General features: G+C 70.8%; 6 protein-coding genes. All 6 read left to right on the top strand.

Going from position 1 to position 7,565, the window contains the following annotated elements; all coding sequences use genetic code 11:
- The first annotated feature begins 205 nt into the window (after positions 1-205).
- The 6 genes from pheS (at position 206) to CCN37_RS31210 (ending at position 7,528) form a co-directional block, all read left to right on the top strand.
- A complete protein-coding gene (gene pheS, locus CCN37_RS31235) occupies positions 206-1,273 on the top strand; it encodes a phenylalanine--tRNA ligase subunit alpha (RefSeq protein WP_086827786.1) in 1,068 nt (355 codons plus the stop codon).
- Positions 1,274-1,277: 4 nt separating this feature from the next.
- A complete protein-coding gene (gene pheT, locus CCN37_RS31230; protein WP_086827784.1) occupies positions 1,278-3,776 on the top strand; it encodes a phenylalanine--tRNA ligase subunit beta in 2,499 nt (832 codons plus the stop codon).
- Between the two features lie 222 nt (positions 3,777-3,998).
- Positions 3,999-5,087, top strand: a complete 1,089-nt coding sequence (locus CCN37_RS31225; RefSeq protein ID WP_143261889.1) for a hypothetical protein — start codon at positions 3,999-4,001, stop codon at positions 5,085-5,087.
- The gene (locus CCN37_RS31220) at positions 5,087-5,836 is read left to right on the top strand and encodes a hypothetical protein (protein WP_086827780.1); all 750 of its coding nucleotides are present in this window, start codon (positions 5,087-5,089) and stop codon (positions 5,834-5,836) included. The genes CCN37_RS31225 and CCN37_RS31220 overlap by 1 nt, the downstream gene beginning before the upstream one ends.
- A 13-nt stretch (positions 5,837-5,849) precedes the next feature.
- On the top strand, positions 5,850-6,875 hold the full coding sequence (locus CCN37_RS31215) for a hypothetical protein (RefSeq protein WP_143261888.1): 1,026 nt from the start codon (positions 5,850-5,852) through the stop codon (positions 6,873-6,875).
- Complete coding sequence (locus tag CCN37_RS31210; protein ID WP_086827776.1) at positions 6,872-7,528, top strand: DUF3558 family protein; 657 nt, start codon at positions 6,872-6,874, stop codon at positions 7,526-7,528. Before CCN37_RS31215 ends, CCN37_RS31210 begins: the two co-directional genes overlap by 4 nt.
- Positions 7,529-7,565 lie beyond the last annotated feature (37 nt).

Raw genomic sequence — 7,565 nt, 5'->3', positions numbered from 1 at the left:
AAAGAACCCGTTTCGTACTCCTAGCGGGAAAAAGAGCGCTCCCAGATCCCGCTAGGAGTACGAAACGGGTGGGGCGGCCGGGGGTGGTGTGTGCGGCTGCGTGTGAGGGCCGGGTGAGGGTCGCCTAGGATCGGCCTGTTGCCCGTCGTGACGGGTAGCAGCACGTCAACTGGCCGCGCGGACCCATCAGGAGCGTCCTTCACCCATGTCCGGAGCCAACGACCCCTACGACCCCAAGGAAGTCGCCGCGCTGTCACCGGCGACCCTGACCGCCGCCGTCGAGCAGGCCGCGAAGGACTTCGCCGCCGCGACCGACCTGGACGCGCTGGCCGCTGCCAAGCCCGCGCACCTGGGTGAGCGGTCGCCGCTGATGACCGCGCGCCGCGAGATCGGCGCGCTGCCGCCCCAGGCGCGCTCGGAGGCGGGCAAGCGGGTCAACGAGACCAGGGTCGCCGTGCAGTCCGCCTACGACGAGCGGCTGGCCGCGCTGCGGGCCGAGCGGGACGAGCACGTGCTCCGCGAGGAGGCCGTGGACGTCACGCTGCCGTGGGACCGGGTCCAGCCCGGCGCGCGGCACCCGGTCAGCACGCTGTCGGAGTACGTGGCCGACGTGTTCGTCGCGATGGGCTACGAGGTCGCCGACGGGCCCGAGGTCGAGTCCGAGTGGCTGAACTTCGACGCGCTGAACTTCCTCAAGGACCACCCGGCGCGCACCATGCAGGACACCTTCCACGTGGCGCCCGCCGATTCCGGGCTGGTGCTGCGCACGCACACCTCGCCGGTGCAGATCCGCGCGCTGCTCACCCGCGAGCTGCCGGTCTACGTCGTGGCGCCGGGGCGGACCTACCGCTCCGACGAGCCCGACGCGACCCACCTCCCGGCCTTCAACCAGATCGAGGGCCTCGCGGTGGACAAGGGCATCACCATGGCCCACCTCAAGGGCACCCTGGACGCCTTCGCCCGCGCGATGTTCGGCGAGAACTCGCGCACCCGGCTGCGCCCGGCCTTCTTCCCCTTCGTCGAGCCCGGCGCCGAGGTCGACGTCTGGTTCCCGGAGAAGAAGGGCGGAGCGGGCTGGGTGGAGTGGGGCGGCTGCGGCATGGTCCACCCCAACGTGCTGCGGGCCAGCGGGGTCGACCCCGAGGTCTACTCCGGCTTCGCCTTCGGCATGGGCGTGGACCGGACCCTGCAGTTCCGCAACGGAATCTCCGACATGCGCTACATGGTCGAGGGTGACGTCCGGTTCACCCTGCCCTTCGGAACGGAGGCGTAAGCCCGTGCGTATCCCAGTGTCCTGGCTGGCCGATCACGTCGCCCTGCCCGAGGGGACCACGCCCGAGCAGATCGCCGAGGCCTTCGTCCGGGTCGGCCTGGAGGTCGAGGACGTCCAGCCGCTGGCCGAGGTCACCGGCCCGCTCGTGGCGGGCCTGGTGATGGAGATCGAGGAGCTCACCGAGTTCAAGAAGCCGATCCGCTACTGCAAGGTCGACGTCGGCAACCGCGAGGACGACGGCGAGACCCCGGTCCCGCAGATGATCATCTGCGGCGCGCGGAACTTCCGCGAGGGCGACACGATCATCGCCGCGCTGCCGGGAAGCGTGCTGCCGGGCGGGTTCGCCATCTCCGAGCGCAAGACCTACGGCCGGATGAGCCAGGGCATGATCTGCTCGGTCGCCGAGCTCGGCCTCGGCGAGGACCACTCCGGCATCCTGGTGCTGCCCGCGGGCACCGCCCAGCCGGGCGATGACGCCAGGGAACTGCTCGGCCTCGACGACACCGTCATCGAGCTGGCCGTCACCCCGGACCGCGGTTACTGCCTCTCCGCGCGCGGTCTCGCCCGCGAGCTGGCGTGCGCCTTCGACGCGGACTACCGCGACCCGGCGATGATCGAGGTCGCCGACGCCGAGGACGCGGTCTACCCGGTGCACGTCGAGGACCTGGAGGGCTGCCGCCGCTTCGTGCTGCGCCGCGTCACCGGGCTCGACCCGACCTCGCCGACGCCGTGGTGGATGCGGCGCAGGCTGATGCTGGCGGGCATCCGGCCGATCTCGCTCGCGGTGGACGTCACCAACTACGTGATGCTGGAGACCGGCCACCCGCTGCACGCCTTCGACACCACCACCCTCACGGGGAATCTGGTGGTGCGCAGGGCGAACGCGGGCGAGAAGCTGTCCACTTTGGACGGTTCGGCGCGCGAGCTGGACGCCGACGACCTGGTCATCTGCGACGACTCCGGGCCGATCTCGCTCGCCGGCGTGATGGGCGGTGCCTCCACCGAGATCACCGACGCCACCACCGACGTGCTGCTGGAGGCGGCCAACTGGGAACCCGCGACGATCGCGCGGGTCGCGCGGCGGCACAAGCTGCCCAGCGAGGCCTCCCGCCGCTTCGAGCGCCTGGTCGACCCGGCGCTGCCGCCCGCGGCGCTGGAGCTGGCCGCGCAGCTGCTGTCCCGCTACGGCGACGCCCGCATCGAGCGCGGCCGCACCGACGTGGGCCGCCCGCTGCTGCCCGCCGCGATCGCCATCCCGCTGGCGCTGCCGGACCGGGTGGCCGGGGTGAACTACGGCAGGGGCGTGACCGCGCGGCGGCTGAGCCAGATCGGCTGCCGCATCGAGGTCGGCAGCTCCGACGACGGCACCGCCGTGGTGGTCGCGGACCCGCCGACCTGGCGCAGCGACCTCAACCTGCCCGCCGACCTGGTGGAGGAGGTGCTGCGGCTGGAGGGCTACCACACCATCCCCTCCGTGCTGCCGCCCGCGCCCGCCGGGCGGGGGCTGACCGCGGCGCAGCGGCGCAGGCGCACCGTCTCCCGCGCGCTGGCCGCGACCGGGCACGTCGAGGTGCTGCCGATGCCGTTCGTGGACCCGAAGACCTGGGACGCCTTCGGCCTCGCCGAGGATGACCCGCGCCGCAGGGCGGTCCGGCTGCTCAACCCGCTGGAAGCCGACCGCCCCGAGCTGGCGGGCACGCTGCTGCCGGGACTGTTCGACGCGGTGCGGCGCAACGTCTCGCGCGGCATGCGCGATCTGGCGCTCTACCAGGTCGGCCAGGTCGTGCTGCCGGACGAGAGCCAGGTGCCCGCGCCGGAGCTGCCGGTCGACCGCAGGCCGACCGACGCCGAGCTGGCCACACTGCTGGCCGCGCTGCCCAAGCAGCCGCTGCACGTGGCCGCGGTGTTCACCGGTCAGCGCGAGCGCGCGGGCTGGTGGGGCAAGGGCCGTGCGGCGAACTGGTCGGACGCGGTCGAGGCTGCGCGCACGGTCGCCCGCGCGGCCGGGGTCGAGCTGATCGTGGCCGCCGGTGAGCTGGCGCCGTGGCACCCGGGTCGCTGCGCGGAACTGCGCGTCGGCGACACGGTGGTGGGACACGCTGGAGAACTTCACCCGAAGGTGGTGGAGGCGCTCGGGCTGCCCGCGCGGGCGTGCGCGGTGGAGCTGGATCTCGACGCGCTGCCGCTGACCGACGAGCGGCCCTCGCCCGTGGTCTCGCCGTACCCGCCGGTGCTGCTGGACATCGCGCTCGTCGCCGACGCGGCCGTCCCGGTCGCCGACGTGACGGCCGCGATCGTGGCGGGCGGCGGTGATTTGCTCGAGGACGCAAGGCTTTTCGACGTCTACACCGGGGAGCAGGTCGGCGAGGGCAAGCGATCTTTGGCTTTCTCGTTGCGTTTCCGCGCGCCGGACCGCACCCTCACCGCTGAGGAGGCGGGCACCGCGCGCGCCGCCGCGCTCGCCCTCGCCGCCGAGCGCACCGGGGCGACACTGCGCGTATAGCGCATTTTTCGCTGCTGGCAAGCTGTTTCACGGTACGAAACCCCACAGGGTCCGCCCTGTGGGGTTTCGCGCTTTCGGGGGCTTGCGTTGGGCTACAGTGCAGCCGGCGGCAGCCCGTGAGGGAGTGCTCGCGCGGGCCGGTCCGCCGTGTCGACAACGGTGTTGAGCCCCTCTGTCCACTGTGGATCAACGAAGACCTGTGGGGGTCTGGTGAATTCCTCCGTGTTCCAACGAAGGTCCCGGCGCGGTCGGCGCGCCGTGGTGGGTGCGCTCGCGCTCGCGCTGCTGGCGACCGGGTGCAGCGGTGAGCCCGCGGCGGCCCCGCCGTCGGACAAGTCCCCCGCGCAGGGCGGGGGCGCCCCGGCCGCCTCGGCGCCGACGATGGACTTCGGTTCGGCCCAAGCGACCCCCGACGTCGTCAAGTCCTTGGCGGAAGCGGCCATCTACCGGACGTGGGACCCGTGCGCGCTGCACGACCCGACCTCGGCGGCGAAGATCTTCAACGACGTGGTGGCGCTGATCGAGCCGTCGGACTTCAGCAGCTGCCTGATGACGATCAAGCTGGACCGCAACGGCAGCAGGAGCTGGCGGATCTACACCCGCGTCGACTCCCGGTTCGACGAGGACGCCGCTGGCGAGGTCGTCGAAGCGGCGGGGCGGAAGTTCGTCCAGGACAAGAAGAGCTCCTCCAGTTCGCCGGGCTGCGAGTACAACATGCAGACCAGCAAGACGAAGGCGCTCTCGCTGCAGGTCAGCTGGAGCGGCAGCCTGTCGAGCGACCCGCCGCCGAAGGACCCCTGCGCGCTGGCCAAGGAGTACATCACCGCGCTCGCCCCGTTCTTCGCCAACCCGCCGCTGCGCTCGGAGAAGGCGACCGAGCCGCAGCTGCCGCTGGCGAGCAAGGACCCGTGCGCCCCGGTCAAGGAGCTCGCCGAGAAGTTCAAGTCCCTTGGCGCCGGCGAACAGCCGAGGGTGTCGACGGGGCTCTCCGCCAACGACTGCAACCTGAACTTCAGCTCGAAGCCCGTCCCCGGTCAGCGGACCAGGCCGGAGATCTCCATCGGGTACAAGTGGAGCATCGACCCCGCTGAGGGGATCGCCGGTGGCGGGACGGCGCGCAAGACCCAGATCGAGGGCAAGCCCGCACTGGTGAACGAGCGGCCGACCGGCTCGATCGGCTGCATCGTGACCGTGCAGTACGACCCGCTCGAGGTCCCGGAGGTCGACCGGGTGCAGGTGGTCCAGGTAGGCGCCCCCGACTGCCAGACGGCCGAGGAGGCCGCGAAGATCGCGACGAAGGCGGCGCTGTGATGAGGAAGACGACGAGGCTGACCGTGGCGGCGCTGGCCGCCATGACCGTGCTCGCGGGCTGTGGTTCCCAGGTGAAGGGCGTCGCTGAGCCCGCAGGTGGTGCCGGCGGCGCTGGTGGTTCGGGTGGCGCGAGCGCTGACGCGGCGGGCGACATCCTGGTGTGGAAGCCGGGTGGCCCGCGCCCGGAGCGCCCCGTCATCCGGCTGGGTGATCAGGTTCCCCCGCCGGACTGGAAGTCCGTCGGCGCGCCCTTCGACAACTGCACGACCTTGAAGTGGGCGGACTTCCCGCAGCAGGCCCAGCCCGCCAAGGAGAAGCCGCCGGTGCTGCAGGTGGTGCGCAAGGGCGATCCGTACAAGACCGCCTGCCGCCTCAGCAACAACGAGTCGATCAGCTTCGAGGCGCCGACCCCGCCGGACCCCAACAACCCGGCTCCGCCGCCCCCGCCGAGGACGACGGAGAACAAGGCGCCCGGATCGAGTCCCATCTTCGAGCTGACCGTCGTCTGGGGTACCGAGTTCACCGTCGAGGGGCTCGGTGGGACTACGGTCACGCTCGGCGGCAAGCCCGCCGCGTTCAAGGAGAGCGAAGCTGGCGGGACGATCAAGGACCCGTTCTGCACCGTGATCGTCAAGCTGAGCAACGGCTCCGCCGGCCTGCAGCTCCGCAACGGCCGGTTCAAGGCGACGATGAACACCTGTGAGACGGCGAAGAAACTAGCGGAGACGTTGGCCTCGCGGGTGCAGTGAGCGAGGTATGCCCATGAGGACACACCGGGTGGCCACGGTCGGGCTGGTGTGCCTGACCGTGGTGCTGTCGACGGGGGCCGGGCCACTGCGCGCCCAGCCCCCGTCACCAGGTGGCGAGGTGGCCGTCGACGAGTACACGAAGGCGAAGCTGCCCGAGAACGCTTTGAAGCGCACGATCGACACGTGCGCGCTGTTGGACCCGGGCTCGGTGAAGGAGATCTTCGGCGCCACACCCAGGGTCATCAGTCTGAACGGCTTCGACATCTGCTTCATGACCGTGGAGCCGACCGGAGACTCGCTCAACGCCTGGATGATCTCGGTCAATATCGGGATCACCTCGGTCACCAGCGACAACAACGCCGAAACGCTGGAGCTGCACGGGCGGACCTTCGCCAGGCGCAAGGACCGCGAGCTGCCGGGCGGGGGCGATCTCGGCTGCACGTGGGCCCTTCTGCCCAACGACGCGGGCACGCTGCCGGTCGAGCTCTCGGTGAGCTGGGACGGCATGAAGGACAAGCCACCGCCAAAGCCGCAGTGCGATCTGGCCAAGGCGTATCTGCCCAAGGTAGCGCCGTACCTGATCACTCCGTCCCGGCGCGGTGAGGGCGCGACCAAGCCCGAGCTGACGCTGCCGACAAAGGACCCGTGCGCGACCGTGCCTGAGCTGGCCAAGCGCTTCGCCAAGCCCGGCCAGCCGCCGAGAATGAAGGCGACCTCACCGTTCTCCTGCTCGATCGATCTGACCCCGTTCAACCCGCAGTCGCGTGAGCTGCCCGAGCAGATCAGCGTCAGCTTCCGCTGGGCGGACAACCCCGCGCACAAGCCGGAACGCGCGGTCACGTTCGGGGGCAAGCCGGGTTCGAGCGCCGTGCGCTTCGACAAGAAGTGCCAGGTCGATGTCCAGTACGACCCGACGATGGTGCCCGAGCGTTTCGAGACCGAACCCAACCGCCGCAAGGTCCAGACGATCACCGTTGTCGCCAATACGTGTGACGTGGCGGAGCCCGCCGCGGAACTCGTGGTGAAGGGGGCGCAGTGAGAACGCGATCGGCTGTCGCCGTGGCGGTCTGCCTGGCGGTGTTGTCGGGGTGCACGAGCACCGTGATCGGCTCGCCCACGGCCCAGGGCGCGGGGGGCGGTGAAAGCGGAGGCACTCCCGACAGGCCGGCGGGGCCACCGAAACCACCTCGACCGGTGATCCAGCTCGGTGACCAGTTCCCGATCAAGGACTGGAAGGAGGCGGGTGCGCCGTTCGACCCGTGCTCCACGCTGAAGTGGGAGGACTTCCCCGACGCGATGCGGGGCACCAGCGCGCCCAAGTCCCAACAGGTGGAGCCCACGTTCGCGTACACGCTCCAGTGCACCTTCGACAACAGCGGGAAGATCTCGTTCAACCCCGACGGGCCGAGCGCCCCGCAGGGCAAGACGATCTTCATGGTCGACGTGCTCTGGGGTCCGGAGCTGAGCCCCGCGTCGGTGAAGAACGGCACCCCGGTGACCATCGCCGGGAAGGCGGGCTCTCAGCGCGAGTCCACCTTCGGCGCCGCCAAGGAGCCGTACTGCTCCGTGGTGATGCCGCTGTCCAAGGGCGGGGCGGGCATCGAGGTGCGCAACGGGCGCTTCTCCGACAAGGGCGGCGCGTGCGACGTCGCCAAGGGATTGATGGAGAAGCTGCTCTCCCGAGTGCAGTGATTCTGTTGTGACACAAGGCTAGGGCGGGGAGAACGCC

Source organism: Allokutzneria sp. NRRL B-24872 (assembly GCF_002155965.1).
GTDB lineage: Bacteria > Actinomycetota > Actinomycetes > Mycobacteriales > Pseudonocardiaceae > Allokutzneria.
This window is presented reverse-complemented; position numbering and strand designations above follow the sequence as displayed.

Excerpts from the sequence above, each read along its gene's own strand:
- pheS (WP_086827786.1), top strand. The coding sequence starts at position 206 with ATGTCCGGAGCCAACGACCCCTACGACCCCAAGGAAGTCGCCGCGCTG.
- CCN37_RS31220 (WP_086827780.1), top strand. The coding sequence starts at position 5,087 with ATGAGGAAGACGACGAGGCTGACCGTGGCGGCGCTGGCCGCCATGACC.
- CCN37_RS31215 (WP_143261888.1), top strand. The coding sequence starts at position 5,850 with ATGAGGACACACCGGGTGGCCACGGTCGGGCTGGTGTGCCTGACCGTG.